This is a genomic window from Actinoplanes octamycinicus (assembly GCF_014205225.1).
GTDB classification, from domain to species: Bacteria; Actinomycetota; Actinomycetes; order Mycobacteriales; family Micromonosporaceae; genus Actinoplanes; species Actinoplanes octamycinicus.
Genome location: NZ_JACHNB010000001.1, coordinates 7,293,013 through 7,308,801 on the forward strand (window position 1 = coordinate 7,293,013; position 15,789 = coordinate 7,308,801).

The 15,789-nt window shown below is 72.9% G+C and carries 17 protein-coding genes; 9 read left to right on the forward strand and 8 right to left on the reverse strand.

Annotated features, from left to right (window positions below; genetic code table 11):
* Positions 1 to 24: 24 nt before the first annotated feature.
* Entirely contained in the window at positions 25 to 330 is a 306-nt protein-coding gene (locus BJY16_RS32710; RefSeq protein ID WP_185043416.1) for an anti-sigma factor antagonist, read from the reverse strand.
* The gene (locus tag BJY16_RS32715) at positions 327 to 755 is read right to left on the reverse strand and encodes an ATP-binding protein (RefSeq protein ID WP_185043417.1); all 429 of its coding nucleotides are present in this window, start codon (positions 753 to 755) and stop codon (positions 327 to 329) included. Before BJY16_RS32715 ends, BJY16_RS32710 begins: the two co-directional genes overlap by 4 nt.
* Positions 756 to 956: 201 nt before the next feature.
* On the opposite strand from BJY16_RS32715, the gene BJY16_RS32720 reads away from it, so the two are divergent.
* Entirely contained in the window at positions 957 to 1,712 is a 756-nt protein-coding gene (locus BJY16_RS32720) for a ZIP family metal transporter (RefSeq protein ID WP_185043418.1), read from the forward strand.
* A gap of 73 nt (positions 1,713 to 1,785) precedes the next feature.
* The gene (locus BJY16_RS32725; RefSeq protein ID WP_185043419.1) at positions 1,786 to 2,085 is read left to right on the forward strand and encodes a metal-sensitive transcriptional regulator; all 300 of its coding nucleotides are present in this window, start codon (positions 1,786 to 1,788) and stop codon (positions 2,083 to 2,085) included.
* Between the two features lie 98 nt (positions 2,086 to 2,183).
* Here BJY16_RS32725 and BJY16_RS32730 read toward each other — a convergent pair whose 3' ends face one another.
* From BJY16_RS32730 to BJY16_RS32745, 4 genes are all read right to left on the reverse strand, one after another.
* Positions 2,184 to 4,409, reverse strand: coding sequence for a heavy metal translocating P-type ATPase (locus BJY16_RS32730; protein ID WP_185043420.1), 2,226 nt, complete (start codon positions 4,407 to 4,409; stop codon positions 2,184 to 2,186).
* 10 nt (positions 4,410 to 4,419) lie between these two features.
* A complete protein-coding gene (locus BJY16_RS32735; RefSeq protein WP_185043421.1) occupies positions 4,420 to 5,376 on the reverse strand; it encodes a DUF8832 domain-containing protein in 957 nt (318 codons plus the stop codon).
* A gap of 3 nt (positions 5,377 to 5,379) precedes the next feature.
* Positions 5,380 to 5,586 carry a heavy-metal-associated domain-containing protein gene (locus tag BJY16_RS32740; RefSeq protein WP_185043422.1) on the reverse strand — a complete coding sequence of 69 codons (207 nt, stop codon included), beginning with the start codon at positions 5,584 to 5,586 and terminating at the stop codon, positions 5,380 to 5,382.
* Between the two features lie 106 nt (positions 5,587 to 5,692).
* Positions 5,693 to 6,223, reverse strand: a complete 531-nt coding sequence (locus BJY16_RS32745; protein ID WP_185043423.1) for a CGNR zinc finger domain-containing protein — start codon at positions 6,221 to 6,223, stop codon at positions 5,693 to 5,695.
* Positions 6,224 to 6,315: 92 nt separating this feature from the next.
* On the opposite strand from BJY16_RS32745, the gene BJY16_RS32750 reads away from it, so the two are divergent.
* From BJY16_RS32750 to BJY16_RS32775, 6 genes are all read left to right on the forward strand, one after another.
* Positions 6,316 to 7,242 (forward strand): pyridoxamine 5'-phosphate oxidase family protein, encoded by a 927-nt coding sequence (locus BJY16_RS32750; RefSeq protein WP_185043424.1) that lies wholly within the window; start codon positions 6,316 to 6,318, stop codon positions 7,240 to 7,242.
* Positions 7,239 to 7,667, forward strand: a complete 429-nt coding sequence (locus tag BJY16_RS32755; protein ID WP_185043425.1) for a VOC family protein — start codon at positions 7,239 to 7,241, stop codon at positions 7,665 to 7,667. Before BJY16_RS32750 ends, BJY16_RS32755 begins: the two co-directional genes overlap by 4 nt.
* Before the next feature lie 82 nt (positions 7,668 to 7,749).
* Positions 7,750 to 8,982: a M20 metallopeptidase family protein gene (locus tag BJY16_RS32760; protein WP_185043426.1), complete on the forward strand. Its 1,233-nt coding sequence runs from the start codon at positions 7,750 to 7,752 to the stop codon at positions 8,980 to 8,982.
* A gap of 27 nt (positions 8,983 to 9,009) precedes the next feature.
* On the forward strand, positions 9,010 to 10,254 hold the full coding sequence (locus BJY16_RS32765) for a PP2C family protein-serine/threonine phosphatase (protein WP_239177825.1): 1,245 nt from the start codon (positions 9,010 to 9,012) through the stop codon (positions 10,252 to 10,254).
* A 157-nt stretch (positions 10,255 to 10,411) separates the two neighbouring features.
* Positions 10,412 to 11,872 carry a PepSY-associated TM helix domain-containing protein gene (locus BJY16_RS32770; protein WP_185043427.1) on the forward strand — a complete coding sequence of 487 codons (1,461 nt, stop codon included), beginning with the start codon at positions 10,412 to 10,414 and terminating at the stop codon, positions 11,870 to 11,872.
* A gap of 96 nt (positions 11,873 to 11,968) precedes the next feature.
* Complete coding sequence (locus BJY16_RS32775) at positions 11,969 to 12,958, forward strand: hypothetical protein (RefSeq protein WP_185043428.1); 990 nt, start codon at positions 11,969 to 11,971, stop codon at positions 12,956 to 12,958.
* 7 nt (positions 12,959 to 12,965) lie between these two features.
* On the opposite strand, the gene BJY16_RS32780 is transcribed toward BJY16_RS32775, so the two are convergent.
* A complete protein-coding gene (locus BJY16_RS32780) occupies positions 12,966 to 13,844 on the reverse strand; it encodes an SIS domain-containing protein (RefSeq protein ID WP_185043429.1) in 879 nt (292 codons plus the stop codon).
* A 155-nt stretch (positions 13,845 to 13,999) separates the two neighbouring features.
* Between BJY16_RS32780 and BJY16_RS32785 the strand changes: the two genes are divergently transcribed.
* Positions 14,000 to 14,773: a DeoR/GlpR family DNA-binding transcription regulator gene (locus tag BJY16_RS32785; RefSeq protein WP_185043430.1), complete on the forward strand. Its 774-nt coding sequence runs from the start codon at positions 14,000 to 14,002 to the stop codon at positions 14,771 to 14,773.
* A gap of 1 nt (position 14,774) precedes the next feature.
* Here the strand turns inward: BJY16_RS32785 and BJY16_RS32790 are convergent, their stop codons facing one another.
* The gene (locus tag BJY16_RS32790) at positions 14,775 to 15,395 is read right to left on the reverse strand and encodes a dihydrofolate reductase family protein (RefSeq protein WP_185043431.1); all 621 of its coding nucleotides are present in this window, start codon (positions 15,393 to 15,395) and stop codon (positions 14,775 to 14,777) included.
* Between the last annotated feature and the right edge of the window lie 394 nt (positions 15,396 to 15,789).

A 15,789-nucleotide genomic window follows, 5' to 3' on the forward strand; every position in this document is an offset into this window, starting at 1 on the left:
GGGCCACCGGCGCTCCGCCCGTTCTCACTCGCCGGTGAGCACGTCCAGGACACCGGTGATCTGCAGCGTCCGCCGGGTGATGCCGCGCGGGTTGGCCAGCCGGAACGCGATGCCCTCGTGGAGCACCCGGCGGCGGGCGTCGACCAGCGCCTGGACCCCGGACGAGTCACAGAAGTCGAGATCCACGGCGTCGATGATCAGCACCCGTGGCCGGGCCCCCGCCACGGTGGCGGTCACCTGCTCCCGCAGCAGCACGGTGGTCGACATGTCCAGCTCGCCGGAGAGGCCGAGCCGGGCCACCCCGTCCGCGACCTGTGCCGTGATCTTCACGCGCGGGTCCTGGCGGACCCGGCGGGGACGGCCAGATCGGCGCCGTGCGGATAGGGGCGCAGCTCGGCGCGGACCCGTTTGCCGCCCTCGTGCGCCTCCACCGTCCACCGGCTGGTCAGCGCCTCGATCAGCAGCAGGCCACGGCCACCCCGCCCGTCCGGCTCGCGGCGGCGCGGCACCACCGAGGAGCCGTCCGCGACGGACACGATGACCTGCCGGTCGAAGGCCTCCAGCGCCAGCACCACCGAGCCGGCGCCGTGCTGAACCGCGTTGGTGACCAGCTCGCTGACCACGACAGTCACGTCGTCGGTCCATTCGTCATCGGTGTAGCCCCAGACGGCGAGAACGCCGAGGACGGCTTTCCGCGTGATCCGCGGTGACCGCGGACCGAGCGGGACATCGAAGTGTGCGGTGAGAGTAGTCATGCGACGTCCGGTTTATCCTGCGCTGCCCATCCGGCGGATAGTCCGCCACCCGCTCAAGGAAAGCACATCCGGGCTGCCGGCCGGCTGCCCGGTCGCCGGCCGCTGCACCGCGGAACACCGTCGTTTACCGGCGGGCAACTGGGTAACACACCGCAGGCAGCCGGTCGGCGTCACGATCGGCGTCAGCGAGGAGGTCACGAGGTGCCGCAGTGGTTGCAGGCCGGCGGCTGGGGGCTGCTGGCCGGTTCGGCGCTGGTGCTCGGCGCGGCGATCGGGTTCCTGGTCCGGGTGCCGCAGAAACTCGTCGCCTCGGTGATGGCCTTCGGGGCCGGGGTGCTGCTCTCCGCGGTCGCGTTCGAGCTGATCGGCGAGGCCGACGAGCAGGGCGGGCTGCTGCCGACCGCGGTCGGCGCCGCCGTGGGCGCGTGCCTCTACACCGGATGCAACCTGCTGCTCGCCCGGCGCGGCGCCCGGCACCGGAAACGCTCCGGCGATCAACAGCCGTCCGAGCAGGAACAATCCGGTTCGGGTACGGCGATCGCGCTGGGCGCGTTGCTCGACGGCGTCCCCGAGTCGATCGTGATCGGGGCGAGCCTGCTCGGCGGCGGCGCGGTGGGGGTGGCGACGGTGGCCGCGGTGTTCATCAGCAACGTGCCGGAAGGGCTGTCCAGCGCGGCGGGGATGCGCAAGGCGGGACGCGGCAAACGGTACGTCTTCGGCCTGTGGACCGGGATCGCGCTGGTCAGCGCGCTGGCCGCGATCGCCGGCTACACGGTGCTCGGCGACGCGCCGGCCGAGGTCCTGGCCGGCATCACGGCCCTGGCCGCCGGGGCGATCCTGGCGATGGTCACCGACACCATGATCCCGGAGGCTTTCGAGGACGCGCACCTGCTGATCGGCCTGATCGCGGTCGCCGGCTTCCTGTCCGCCTTCGCCCTGTCCGCCCACGCCGGCTGACCCCTGGCGGTCGCCCCCGGGGAAGGCGCGGTCAGGGCCGCCGGTCGATACGGGTGGCGGGTATTTTCGGGGAATGAGTGAAGCGTCGCCGGTGGGCCCGCACGGGTATTCGGCTGAGAAGCAGGCCCTGATGTCGCGGCTGCGGCGGGTGGAGGGGCAGATCCGCGGGCTGCAGCGGATGGTCGACGAGGACACCTACTGCATCGACATCCTGACCCAGATCTCGGCCGCGAAAAGCGCGCTGCACGCGGTGGCGGTCGGCCTGCTGGAGGACCATCTGCGGCACTGCGTGGTGGACGCCGCGGCGCAGGGCGACGTCGAGCCGAAGATCAAGGAGGCGACCGCGGCGATCGCACGCCTGGTCAAGTCCTGACCTCGACGGCCGCCACGAGGCCGGAACGCGTCGCTGCCCGGACAGGCCGGGCAGCGACACGTCCGGATCGCAGCCTCAGCTAGCGGCGCGTCCGGATCTCAGCTGAGGCTGGTGAAGCGGCGCAGCCGCAGGCTGTTGGCGACCACGAAGACCGAGGAGAACGCCATCGCCGCCCCGGCGATCATCGGGTTGAGCAGCCCGGCCGCGGCGAGCGGCAGGGCGGCCACGTTGTAGGCGAACGCCCAGAACAGGTTGCTCTTGATGATCCGCAGGGTGCGCCGGGACAGCCGGATCGCGTCCACCGCGGCGGTCAGGTCGCCGCGGACCAGGGTCAGGTCGGACGCCTCGATCGCCACGTCGGTGCCGGTGCCCATGGCCAGGCCCAGGTCGGCCTGGGCGAGCGCGGCCGCGTCGTTGACGCCGTCGCCGACCATCGCCACCACCTTGCCGCGGTCCTGCAGCTGCTTGACCACGTCCACCTTGCCGGCCGGCAGCACCTCGGCGATCACCTCGTCGATGCCGACCTCGGCGGCGACCGCCCGGGCGACCGTCTCGTTGTCGCCGGTCAGCAGCACCGGGGTGAGCCCGAGGTCGCGCAGTGCGGCGATCGCCGCCCGGCTGGTCGGTTTCACCACGTCGGCGACGGTGAGGACGCCGCGGACCTGCCCGTCCCAGCCGACCGTCACCGAGGTGAGGCCGGCCTGCTCCGTATCGGACGGCACCGGGTAGCCGCGCTCGCGCAGCAGCCGGGGCCGGCCGATCAGCACCTCGCGGCCGTCCACGGTGCCGGTGACGCCGAGCCCTTCCAGGTTGGCGAAGCCGGTGACCGGCAGCAGCGGGGCCTGCTCGGCGGCGGCCCGGGCGACGGCCTGGGCGATCGGGTGCTCAGAGGCGGCCTCGACCGCGCCGGCCAGGCGCAGCAGCTCGTCGCGGTCCTGCCCGTCGGCCGGGTGCACCTCGACCAGGGTCATCCGGCCGGTGGTGACGGTGCCGGTCTTGTCCAGCACCACCGTGTCGACGGCGCGGGTCGACTCGAGCACCTGCGGGCCTTTGATCAGGATGCCGAGCTGGGCGCCGCGGCCGGTGCCGACCAGCAGGGCGGTCGGGGTGGCCAGGCCGAGCGCGCACGGGCAGGCGATGATCAGCACGGCCACCGCGGCGGTGAACGCGGCGGTCCAGCCGGAGCCGGTGCCGACCCACCAGCCGAGCGTCGCCGCGGCCAGGGCGATGACGATCGGCACGAAGATCCCGGAGATCCGGTCGGCGAGCCGCTGCACCGGCGCCTTGCCGGTCTGCGCCTGCTCGACCAGTGTCGCCATCTGGGCCAGCTGGGTGTCGGCGCCGATCCGGGTGGCCCGCACGATCAGCCGGCCGCCGGCGTTGACGGTCGCGCCGACCACGGTGTCGCCGGGTTTGACCTCGACCGGCACCGACTCGCCGGTGAGCATGCTGGCGTCGACCGCCGACACGCCGTCCTCGACGACGCCGTCGGTGGCGATCTTCTCGCCCGGCCGGGCCAGGAACCGGTCCCCCACCGCCAGCTCGGCGATCGGGATCCGGCGCTCGGCGCCGTCGCGCAGCACGGTGACGTCCTTGGCGCCGAGTTCGAGAAGGGCACGCAGGGCGGCGCCGGCCCGGCGCTTGGAGCGGGCCTCGAAGTAGCGCCCGGCCAGGATGAACGTGGTCACCCCGGCGGCCGCCTCCAGGTAGATGGCGCCGGTGCCGTCGCCGCGGCCGATCGCGAACTCGAACGGATGCGTCATCCCGGGCGTGCCGGCCGTACCGAAGAACAACGCCCAGACCGACCAGCCGAAGGCGGCCAGGGTGCCGAGCGAGACGAGCGTGTCCATGGTGGCGGCGCCGTGCCGCAGGTTGGTCCAGGCCGCCCGGTGGAAGGGCAGCCCGCCGTAGACGACGACCGGCGCGGCCAGGGTCAGCGACAGCCATTGCCAGTAGTCGAATTGCCAGGCCGGCACCATCGCCAGCAGCACCACCGGGACGCTCAGGACCACCGAGACCCAAAGTCGGGTACGGGCATCGCGCAGCTCGTCGACGGGCTGCGCCGCCTCGGCCGGGTCGGTGCCGCCGGTCGCGGGCGGCGGCGGCAGCGCGGCGGTGTAGCCGGTCTTCTCCACCGTGGCGATCAGGTCGTCGGTGCTGACCGAGTCCGCGTAGCTGATCGACGCCTTCTCGGTGGCGTAGTTGACGGTGGCGGTGACGCCGTCGAGGCGGTTCAGCTTCTTCTCGATGCGGGCGGCGCAGGAGGCGCAGGTCATCCCACCGATCGACAGTTCGATCTGGTTCGGGGCCACCTTGAGGGTCATCGGTGTCCTCCTATTCGTGGGTGTGACCGTCGGAGCCGTGCCCGGACGGGGTCGGGGTGGCGGTCGCGGCCGCCGGTGGCGTGCTGATCGGCGCGCCGGCCACCGCGGTGAACTCGGCCGTGCGCACCTTCCCATCATGCTGGAAGTCCAGGTAGAGCCGGTAGGCACCGGTTGACGGGACCTCGGCGTGGAAGACCACCTCGGGCCCGGCCTGGGTGCGGCCGTCGCCCGGCTCGCCGTCCGGGTGGACGTGCAGGTAGGCCAGGTCGCCGTCGCGCAGCGCGACCAGGTGCCCGTAGGCGCCGAGGTAGGGCTGCAGGTCGGTGACCGGGCGGCCGTCCTTGCTGACCGACAGGGTCAGCCGGGACGAGGCCCCGGGGGTGAGCTCGCCGCCCAGCGTCACGGTGTAACCGTCGACGGTGGCGGTGCGGGCGGCCGCGGGCAGCGGGACCGGCCGGTAATCGCCCGGGGCCGGCACATCGGCGCCGAGGGTGAGCCCGTCGTGCCCGACGGGCTGGAAGTCGGCGAACACCCGGTACTGCCCCGGGGCCGGCACCGCGAGGGGGATGGACCAGGTGCCGTCGGCGGCCAGCCGCGGGTGCACGTGCTGGAAGCCGGCCAGGTCGCGGCGGACCACGATCAGGTGCAGGTCCTTGTCGTGGCTGGTGGTGTAGCCGGTGACCGGCTTGCTGTCCGGCCCGGTGATCTGGAACCGGAACTCGCGCGGCGCGCCGGTGGCGAGGGTGGCGGTGAGCGGGGTGAGCCGGTAACCGTCCTGGCTGATCTGCAGCCCGGCCGGCAGGGCGGTGGCCGGCCCGGCCGCGGTGGCAGCGGCGGCGTGGCCGCCGTGGGTCGGGGCCGGGGCGGCGGCCGGGGTGTGGCCGACCGTGCGGCCGAGGCCGAGGGCGGCCGTGAAGACGGCCGCCAGCCCGATCCCGAAGCCGCCCAGCTTCGCAACGGTGTTCATCTCCTACCTCGCCAGCTCGTAGCCGGCCTCGTCGACGGCCGCGGCGACCGCGGCCTGGTCGAGGGGCTGGTCGCTGGTGACGGTGACCGCGCCGGAGGGCAGGTCGACCTGGACGGCGCTCACGCCGGGCAGCTGCCCGATCTCGGTGCTGACCGAGGTCACGCAGTGCGAGCAGGTCATGCCGGTCACGGTGTAGGTCTGGGTCGCCATCTCGTCTCTCCTGTCTCGGGCTTCTGCCATCAGCCTATACCCATACCCCCCATGGGTATCAAGCGGACGCGCGATGGCGCGGCTCACAGATCGCTTCAGCCGGCCGTCAGGACTGGCGGCTGCGGCCGTAGTGACGCGCTGCCTTGGCCCGGTTGCCGCAACCGGTCATCGAGCACCAGCGGCGCGCCCCGTTCTTCGTGGTGTCGTAGAAGTGCAGGATGCACTGGTCGTTGGCGCAGGCGCGGATCCGGTGCGGGTTCTCGCGCAGCAGCTCGAGGTAGTTGTCGACGGCCAGCCACGCCGGTCGCCAGGCCGGGTCATCCGTCTCCAGGTCGTCGACCGGCACGCCGCCGGCCAGCCGCCGGCGGATCCGCCCGCGGGCCAGCACCTCGTTGGCGGCCGAGGCGTCACCGTCCCCGGCGACCAGGTCGAGCAGCGCGTCCCGGGCGGTGCGCACCGCGGCCAGGGCGGCCTCGTCGGCGGCGCAGCGGTCGGCCAGCCCGGCGCCGGTCAGCCAGATGGTGAGCCCGGCCACATCGGTGAGCAGGTCCTGGCGGCCACCCGCGTCGATCCACCGCGTGTTGACCAGGTCGAGGGCGAGCGGCTCGCCGATCAACGGCCGGGGATCACCCTGCATCTCTAACTCCCTAAACACGGTTAGCCGGTTGCACGCCGCCGACTAACCACCTAACCTCGTTTTGAAGGTTAGCGCGGCGTTCGGAGGCGTTCATGAGTACTGCTGCGACCTATCATCGCGGCGAGCACGCCGTACAGAAGCGGGTGGGTCTCGACGGGCCGGCGGGCAACGCGGTGCGCGGCATCCGGGACGCGGTGCCGGCGGTCGCGGCGGAGTTCCTGGCCGAGCAGCCGGCGGTCTTCCTGGGCGCGGCCGACCGGGCCGGGCGGATCTGGTCCACGATGCTCACCGGCGAGCCGGGCTTCCTGTCCGCGCCGCGGGCCGACCTGGTCGTCGTCCGGAACCGGCCCGAGGCGCCGGATCCGCTGGCCGAGGCGCTGGCCGGACCGGCCCGGCTCGGCATGATCGCGATCGAGCCGGCGACCCGGCGCCGGATGCGGATCAACGGGCGCAGCCGGCCGTACCGTCAAGGGTTGGCGATCGAGATCGAGCAGGTCATCGCGAACTGCCCGAAGTACATCCAGAAGCGCAGCCCGGAAGCGGTCGCCGCCGGTCCGGCCCGGCTGGTGGCCCGCGGCGCCGCGCTGACCGACCGGCAGCGGGCGGTGGTGGAAGCGGCGGACACCTTCTTCGTCAGCACCGCCGCCGACGACGGCGCCGCCGACACCTCGCACCGCGGCGGCCGGCCCGGTTTCGTCCGGGTGACGTCGCCGACCCGGCTCAGCTGGCCGGACTATCTCGGCAACGCGATGTTCCTGACCCTGGGCAACCTGGAGCTCAACCCGGCCGCCGGCCTGCTCTTCCCGGACTGGTCGACCGGCGGCCTGCTGCACCTGTCCGGCACCGCGGCGGTCGACTACTCGCCGGACCGGGCCGCCCGGGTGCCCGGCGCGCAACGCCTCGTCGACTTCACCGTCACCGACGTCGTCGAGGTCACCGGCGGCAGTCCACTGCGGTGGAGCGCACCGGAACCGTCCCGATTCAACCCACCCACCAGCACGGAGGTTCATCCGCGATGATGCAGACCGGCCACCTCGGCCTCAACGTCACCGATCTCTCCAGGTCCGTCGACTTCTACCGCCGTGTGTTCGGCTTCGAGGTGATCCGCGGCGAGGAGTCGTTCGCCTTCCTCGGCCGCGACGGCAAGCTGGTCGTGACCCTGTGGGAGCAGAGCAAGGGCGAGTTCGGCACCGCGACGCCGGGGCTGCACCACCTGTCCTTCCAGGTCGACTCGATCGACGAGGTGCGGGCGGCGGAGGGCGTGCTGCGCGAGCTGTCGGCGCGGTTCGCCTACGACGGCGTGGTGCCGCACGCCGAGGGTGCCACGTCCGGCGGGATCTTCTTCACCGACCCGGACGGTATCCGGCTGGAGATCTACGCGCCGACCGGCGCGGAGGGTGCGCCGGCGCCCAGCGGCGCGGCACCTACCTGTGGTTTCTTCTGAGCGCAAGTGAGGACAGCATCCCTCTTTATTCGGGATGTACCGTCACTGCGCCGCCCCGGTCGCGACCGACATCCTTGTGCCCATGTTGAATCGGGGAGATCGCACCATCAGCCGGCGCGTGGTTCTGGGCGGGGCCGGTGGCGCCGCCGCTGGAGTCCTGCTGGGACCGGCCGGGATCGGGCACGCCGTGCCGCGCTCGGTCGATCAGGATCTGATCGGGCTGCGCCGCGACATCCACCGCCACCCGGAGCTCGCCGGTCAGGAGGTCCGCACGTCCGCCCTGGTCGCGCAGCAGTTGCGCGCGGCCGGGCTGGACGTCACCACCGGCGTCGGCGGGCACGGCGTGGTCGGTGTGCTCACCGGCGCGCGCCGGGGACGGACCGTCGCCTACCGCGCCGACATGGACGCCGTGTCGCCGCAGGAGCAGATCGAGGGCGGCACCACCACCGCCCACCTGTGCGGGCACGACCTGCACACCACCATCGGGGTGGGCATCGCGCGGACCCTGGCCCGGCAGCGCCGCCGGCTCGCCGGCCGGATCGTCTTCGTCTTCCAGCCCGGAGAGGAGTCGCTCGCCGGGGCCCGCGCGATGCTCGGCGACGGCGTGTTCGACGAGGTCCGCCCGGCGGAGATCCATGCTCTGCACTGCGGGCCGTTCCCGGTGGGGACGTTCGCCACCACGGCCGGGTTCGGCCTGCCCGGGCAGGACCGGGGCACCGTCACGCTGACCGGGCCGGACGCCGCGGCGAAGGCGGCCGCGCTGGCCGGGGACATCGCCGCGCTCGGCACGGTCGCCCGCCCGGTCACCTCCGCCGACCTGGAACACCTGGTCGGCGAGCTGGAGCGGCCGGGCACGCCGCTGTCCCGGTTCGTCTTCATGCAGGCCCAGCCGGCCGGGACCGGGGTGCGGTTCGCCTACCGGTGCTGGCCGCAGGACCGGCACGCCGAGGTGCGGGACGCGATCCGGCGGCTGGCTGCCTGGTACGGCGCGGACGCGGTCACCTTCCCGGCCGAGCCGTTCCCGGCGATGGTCTGCCCGCCGCGCGAGGGGCAGGCGCTCCACCGGTATCTGCGGCACACGGTCGGGGACAGCAGGACCCTGCCGACGTACGCCGCCGTCCCGTTCAGCGGCGAGGACTTCGCCCTCTTCCTGAACCGGATGCCCGGCACCTACACCTATCTCGGGGTCCGCCGCCCGCGCTCGGACATCAAGACCGGCTACCCGCACTTCGGCGCCTTCGACCCGGACGAGCGCGCCATCGGGATCGGCGTCCGCGCCATGGCCGGCTGGCTCACCCACCGCGGTCAGGGATAGCGCCGCCGGAAAGTGGTAGAAAGTCATGTGATCGATCCGCTGCGGCTGCTGCTTCGCGAGTCGCACCATGCCCGGCCCGAGGACCTCCCGGGGATGGCGATGCGCGCCGCCGGCCTGCTGGGCGTCTCCGCCATCGTCATCTACCTGGTCGACCACCAGCAGCACCACCTGACCCCGCTGCTGGGCGACTCGGCGCCACCGCGGGAGACGATCGCGGTGGACGGCACCCTGCCCGGCCGGGCATTCACCCAGGTCAGCCCGTACCGCGGGGGCGACGAGGGGGATGCCCGGCTGTGGCTGCCGCTGCTGGACGGCGCCGAGCGGCTGGGCGTCCTCGAGGTCGTGTCGGACGGCCCGCTGGACGACGCCATGATCGACCGGTGCGTCTCGGTGGCCTCGCTGCTCGGCGAGCTGGTGGTCACCCGGAACCTCTACAGCGACACGATCGAACGGAGCCGCCGGCGGGCACCGATGCAGCTGGCCGCGGAGATGCTGCGCGCGCAGCTGCCGCCGCTGACCTTCTCCACCGGGCACCTGATGATCAGCGGCGTGCTGGAGCCGTGCTACGACGTCGGCGGCGACGCCTTCGACTACGCGGTGAACGGCGACACCGCGCACCTGGCCCTGTTCGACGCGGTCGGGCACGGCTCGGCGGCCGGCATGCGCGCGGTCATCCTGGCCTCGCTGGCCCTGGCCGGTTACCGCAACGCCCGCCGCTCCGGGCTCGACCTGGTCGCCACCTACCACCACATCGACGCCTCGGTCCGCGCCTACGACCGGCCCGGGATGATCACCGCGGTGCTGGCCGAGCTCGATCAGCGCACCGGCGTGCTGCGGATCATCTCGGCCGGTCACCCCGGCGGCATCGTGCTGCGCGACGGCAAGGTCGTCAAGATCCTGCCGTCCCCCACGGCGCTGCCGATGACGCTGGGCAACCGGCGGCCGCCGATCGTGGTGGAGGAGGAGCTGGAGCCCGGGGACCGGCTGCTGCTCTACACCGACGGGATCATCGAGGCGCGCTCCGCCGACGGTGAGGCGTTCGGCCTCGACCGCCTGGTCGATTTCGCCGTCAAGGCCGCCGCCGACCAGCTCGCCCCGCCGGAGACCACCCGGCGGCTGGTGCACGCCATCCTCGCCCACCAGAACGACAGCCTGCAGGACGACGCCACCGTGCTGCTGGTGGAGTACCGCAACCCCGCTCCGGCCCGGTCGGACGCCGAGCAGCACACTCCCCCGGCCACCGATCTGCTCGCCGGCCCGGAGAGTTCGTAGCGCCGGCCTGTTTCGCTTCACCATCGAGACGCCGGGAACCAGACGGCCGTCCCGGGCGACTACCGCTGCGACGCCTCGGGACGCCGGTGCGTCGACTGCAACTCCCGGATGCCGGCGCGACCTTCGCGCGCCGCCGACACCTCGACGAGGACAGCCGATGGCCATCACCCCCGACATCACCGAGCCGGTTGCCGCCCCGCCCACGCCGGCTCGCGCGCCGCGACAGCAGTCCGCGTTCGGCGGCCTGCTGCTGCGGCTGCACTTCTACGCAGGACTCCTGGTCGCGCCGTTCCTGCTGGTCGCCGCCGCGACCGGGATCCTGTTCGCGGTCACCCCGCAGCTCGAGAAGGCCGTCTACAGCACCGAGCTCACGGTCGACAACCCCGGATCCGCGGCGTTGCCGCTGGCTGATCAGGTTGCCGCGGCCCGGGCCGCGCACCCTTCCGGAGACCTTCTCACGGTACGACCGGGGGCCGGCGACGCGACCACCCAGGTCGATTTCAGCGACCCCGCGTTGGACGCCGACCACCAGCACACGGTCTACGTCGACCCGTACACCGGCGAGGTCACCGGGCAGCTGACCACCTGGTGGACCGCCACCCCGCTCAACGAGTGGCTGGACAACCTGCACGCGAACCTGCACCTCGGCGAGACCGGCGCGCTCTACTCCGAGCTGGCGGCCAGCTGGCTCGGGGTGATCGCGCTCGGCGGGGTGTTCCTCTGGTGGCGGCGGCTGGCGGGCAACCGCCAGGCCCGCCGCCTGCTCGCCCCGGACCTGTCCGCGAAGAAGGGCGTGCGTCGCACCCGCGGCTGGCACGCCGCCACCGGCATGTGGCTCACCGTCGGCCTGCTCTTCCTGTCGGTGACCGGCCTGACCTGGTCCAACCACGCCGGTGCGAACTTCGACGACGTCATCGACTCGCTCGGCGCCAGCCGCCCGGCCGTCTCCACCGACCTGACCGGCGCCGCCTCGGCGGCCGGCGGCGGGCACCACGGCGGCATGACCACCGGCGGCGCCACGGAGGCCGCACCGGTGGACCCGGCCGCGATCACCACCGTCTACCAGAGCGCCCGCGACGCCGGCCTGACCGGCGCGGTCTCGATCGCCGTCCCGGCCGACGCGAACACCGCGTGGAGCGTCACCGGTAACGACAGCCTCTGGCCGGTCGGCCGGGACAGCGTCGCCATGGACTCGACCGGCCACATCGTCGAACGCGTCGACTTCGCCGACTGGCCGCTGCTCGCCAAGCTGACCCAGTGGGGCATCTACGCGCACATGGGCCAGCTGTTCGGCCTGGCCAACCAGATCGTGCTGGCCGCCCTCGCGTCCGGGCTGATCTGCGTGATCATCTGGGGCTACCGGATGTGGTGGCAGCGCCGCCCCACCCGCGCCGACCGTCGCGCTCCGGTCGGCGCCGCGCCGGCCCGTGGCAACTGGACCGGCCTGCCCGCCTGGTCCGTCGCCGTCGGCCTGCCCGCGATCTTCGCGGTCGGCTGGTTCCTGCCGCTGTTCGGCATCCCGCTGCTGGCGTTCCTGGCCGTCGACTTCCTGATCGCCACCTTCGGCAGCCGCAAGCGCCCCGCGATCCCGGTGTCACCGGCGCCGCTCGACCGCTGAGCGACCTGGTTCCCGGCCCCGGCCCCCATCTCGGCCTCGGCCGCACGGTCGGAGCCGGGAGGATCCGATGACGCGCACCGGCGCTATCCTGCGCCGGTGCGCCCCGCGATGATCGCCGAAGTCGCTCTGCCACCGACGAGCGGGATCATCCACGTCGCGGGGATCGGATGGCTGGCCACCCACCGGGCCGCACGGTCGGTGTCCGTCCTGGACGCCGGCCTGCGCGTCGTCACGCAGGTACCCATCCCGGTCGCGGCGCACCAGTTCGAAGCGAGTGTCAGCGAGCACCACCTGGCCGCCGTGACCCTCGACGAACTCGTCGTCTGCGACCGGCTCGGCCGGCCGCTGTGGCGGCGCGAGCACTCGATTCCCCGTGCGGGCCTGCCCTGCCGGCCGAACTGTCATCTCGACTCCCAGGGAAATCTGTGGGTCTATCTGCCGGCCGGCGACGAGTTGGTCACCTACGCCGCCGCGACGGGTGCCGAACTGGACCGCATCCGGCTGGCCTCCGAGGTGGGCGTGGCCTACTTCTTCCCGCATCCCGACGGCCGGCGGCTCGGACTGCACGTCGCGATGGGGCAGGACACTCCGCTGAGCCATCTGGCCTGGATGTCGGACGGCCGGATCCACGGGCGGGACGTGCCGGGTGCCTTCCTCAACGGCTTCACCTCCAGCGGCGACCGCTACCTGGCAACCCCGCACGCGGACGTGCCGGAGCTCGCGATCCGTGACCTGTCCACCGGCGCGGTGGTCGTCGCCTGTGATCCCGCCGAGATCGCCGGCTACCACAACGCCGGCGACTACCGCCTCGCGGACGATCCCGCGCTGGTCAACGACGACCTGGTCCTGGTGGCCGTCAACACCGACGGGTTCGCCACCGCCTTCCAGGATCACCTGCTGCTCTCCACCCGCAGTCTGCGCTGGCAGGCCGATGTCGACTACGGCGGCACCATGACACCCGAGACCTTCGCCGCGACCGACGGCCAGGGCCGCTGGGTCACCCGGGCTCCGGGCGGCGTCGCGCGGCTGTGGCAGCTTCCGGAACGCATCACCGATGACATCCCCGGACAACTCCAGCTCTGGTGACCCGCCTTCAGGCGAGCAGCACGGACCTGGTGAGCAGCCGGGGGCGGTCCGGGTCGAGGCCACGGTGCTCGGCCAGGGCGACGGCGAACCGCTGCGCCAGGACCAACTGGGCCAGCGGATCCAGGTCGTCCCGGTGGACGATCGCGCCCGCCGCCCGGGCCGTCTCGTCCAGGGACGGCGGCACGTCGCCGAGCGACCACACGAGACTGCGCGCGCCGGCCACCGCCACCGGCCCGTGCCGGAAGTCCATCGCCGGGTAGGACTCGGCGTGGGCCTGCGCCGCCTCGCGAACCTTCAGCGCCGCCTCATGAGCCAGCCCCACGGTCCAGCCGGTGCCGAGAAACACCAGGTGGTCGACCGCCTCCGGGTCCGCGGGCAGGCTTGCGGCCAGGGCCGCCGCACCGTCCGCGATCACCCCGTCAAGACTTTTCCCGTACGCCCTCCGCACCATCGCGAGCACCGAGGTCGGGAACCGGGTCTGCACCACGCTCCGCTCGTCCGCGAAATCGAGCAGCAGCCGCGCGTCGGTCAGGTCGTCCACCGGCTCGCCCCGCACGGCGGTCACCGCGATCCGCCGGGTCCCCGCCGGAATGCGGCGCAGCGCGTCCAGGACCTCGGTCGACGTCCCGGAGCGGGTGATCGCGACGACCCGGTCGTAGCGGCGGCGCGGCACGTACTCGGAGGCGCAGACCGCGTCGGTCTCCCCCAGCCCGGCGCCCTCCCGCAGCTCGGCGATGCTCTGCGCGACGAACCACGAGGTGCCGCAGCCGAGCACGAGCATCCGCTCGCCGGGTGCGGCCAGCTCGCGGTTCGCGGCCTCGGCGAGCGTCCCGGTCTGCCGCCAGGTCACGGGTTGGCTGAATACCTCGGTGAGCGTGCTGTTCATGCCTGGCGATTATGCTCGTTTGTGCGCGCTTCACAAGACTCGCTCAGGAAATGAACATCTGTGACTGAGCGTTTCGGCCGACTCGGAGGCGGCATCGGCGCGCGGAAACGGACTATATTGACTGCGCGTTTGATCACCAGTTCCGGGAAGGTCCCATGTCTCTGCGTCGCGCCGACCGCGTCTCGGCCATTCTCGAACGGCTCACCGGCGCCGGCACGGTCGACGCCGGCCAGCTCGCCGAGGAGTTCGCCGTCTCCCCCGCCACCATCCGCCGCGACCTGCAGACCCTGGAGGACCAGCGGCTGCTGTCCCGGACCCACGGCGGGGCGGTCGCCGTCGACGCGGCCTACGAGCTGCCGGTCCGCTACCGGATCGGCCAGCAGCGCGAGGAGAAGGCGCTGATCGCCAAGGCCACCGCGGAGCTGCTGCCCAAGGGCCCGCTCACCCTCGGCCTGACCGGCGGCACCACCACGCACCTGCTGTCCCGGCTGCTCGCCGAGCGGGTCGACCTGACCGTGGTGACCAACGCGCTGAACATCGCCGCCGAGCTGGCCCTGCGCCCCCGGCTGAAACTGGTGATGACCGGCGGGGTGTCCCGGACCCAGTCCTACGAGCTGGTCGGCCCGATCGCCGACCAGGCGCTGCAGGGGCTGAACATGGAGGTCGCCGTGGTCGGCGTGGACGGGATCAGCGCCCGCGGCGGCCTGACCACCCACGACGAGATCGAGGCGAACACCAACGCCACCATGATCCGCCGAGCCGACCGGGTGATCGTGGTCGCCGACGGCTCCAAGGTCGGCAAGGTGTGCCTGGCCGGCATCTGCCCGATCACCGGCGTCGCCACCCTGGTCACCGACACCACCGCCGACCCGGCCGGCGTCGAAGCCATCCGCCGGGCCGGCACCGAGGTGATCGTCGCCGGCGCCTGACTCAGCGCACCGGGTACCGCGGGCGGCCGGACGGGCGGTAGACCTGGGTCGTCACACCCTTGCTGTCGGTGCGCGACTCGACCAGGTCGAGCTGGATGTCGGGGCCGGTCGCCGGGAAGAGGCGGGTGCCCTGGCCGAGCACGACCGGGACGGTCAGCAGGATCATCTCGTCGACCAGGTCGTGCTCCAGCAGCCGGCGGACGAGCGTGCCGCTGCCGTGCACCTGCAGCTCGCCGCCCGGTTTGGCCTTGAGGTCGGCGACCGCGCCGGCCAGGTCGCCGGTCAGCACCGTGGTGTCCGGCCACGCCGGGTCGGTCAGGGTGGTCGTCGCCAGGTACTTCGGCCGGGTGTTCAGCGCCCGCCAGACCCGCTCCCAGCCCGGGAAGCTCTCGACCGGCATCGATCCCCAGGATCCGGCGAACAGCTCGTAGGTGCGGCGGCCGAACAGGAAGGCGTCGGCGCGCCGGTAGGTCTCGTTGAGGAACCCGGTGGTGTCGGCGTCGCCCCGGCCCAGCGCCCAGCCGCCGCGCAGGAAACCGTTCGCGCGGTCCTCCTCCGACGCGCCGCCGTTGCCCTGCACCACGCCGTCGACGGTGATCTGGGTGATGGTGGTCAGCTTCATGATCCTGGTTCCCGCCTCGCTCGGCGCCGCCCCTCGCGGGCGGCTTCATCCCTGCTACGAACCGCGCCGCCCCGATCCGACACCGCCTCCCGGAATTTCTGCCAGATGCTCACCTGAGCAGCCCCGAACCGTCAAACGTGCAGAATCTGCGCTTGACAGTGCGCGTTCGATCAGTTGGAATCTGGGCGCCCTGCGCCGCTGACGCGAGGCCGTGCCGGCTCCGGCCGTCACGCGGCTCCCTGTCCTCGGCTGGCTCTCATGGGTGCCTCGAGGGGCTCGAGGCACCCATGAGAGCCAGCCGAACTGCCGCGAGGGGCGCTCCGGGCCCGGGACCCCGCGCGGTCCCGGCTTTCGACCATGACATCCATCAGGACTTTCGCACCCTCGGAGGGAT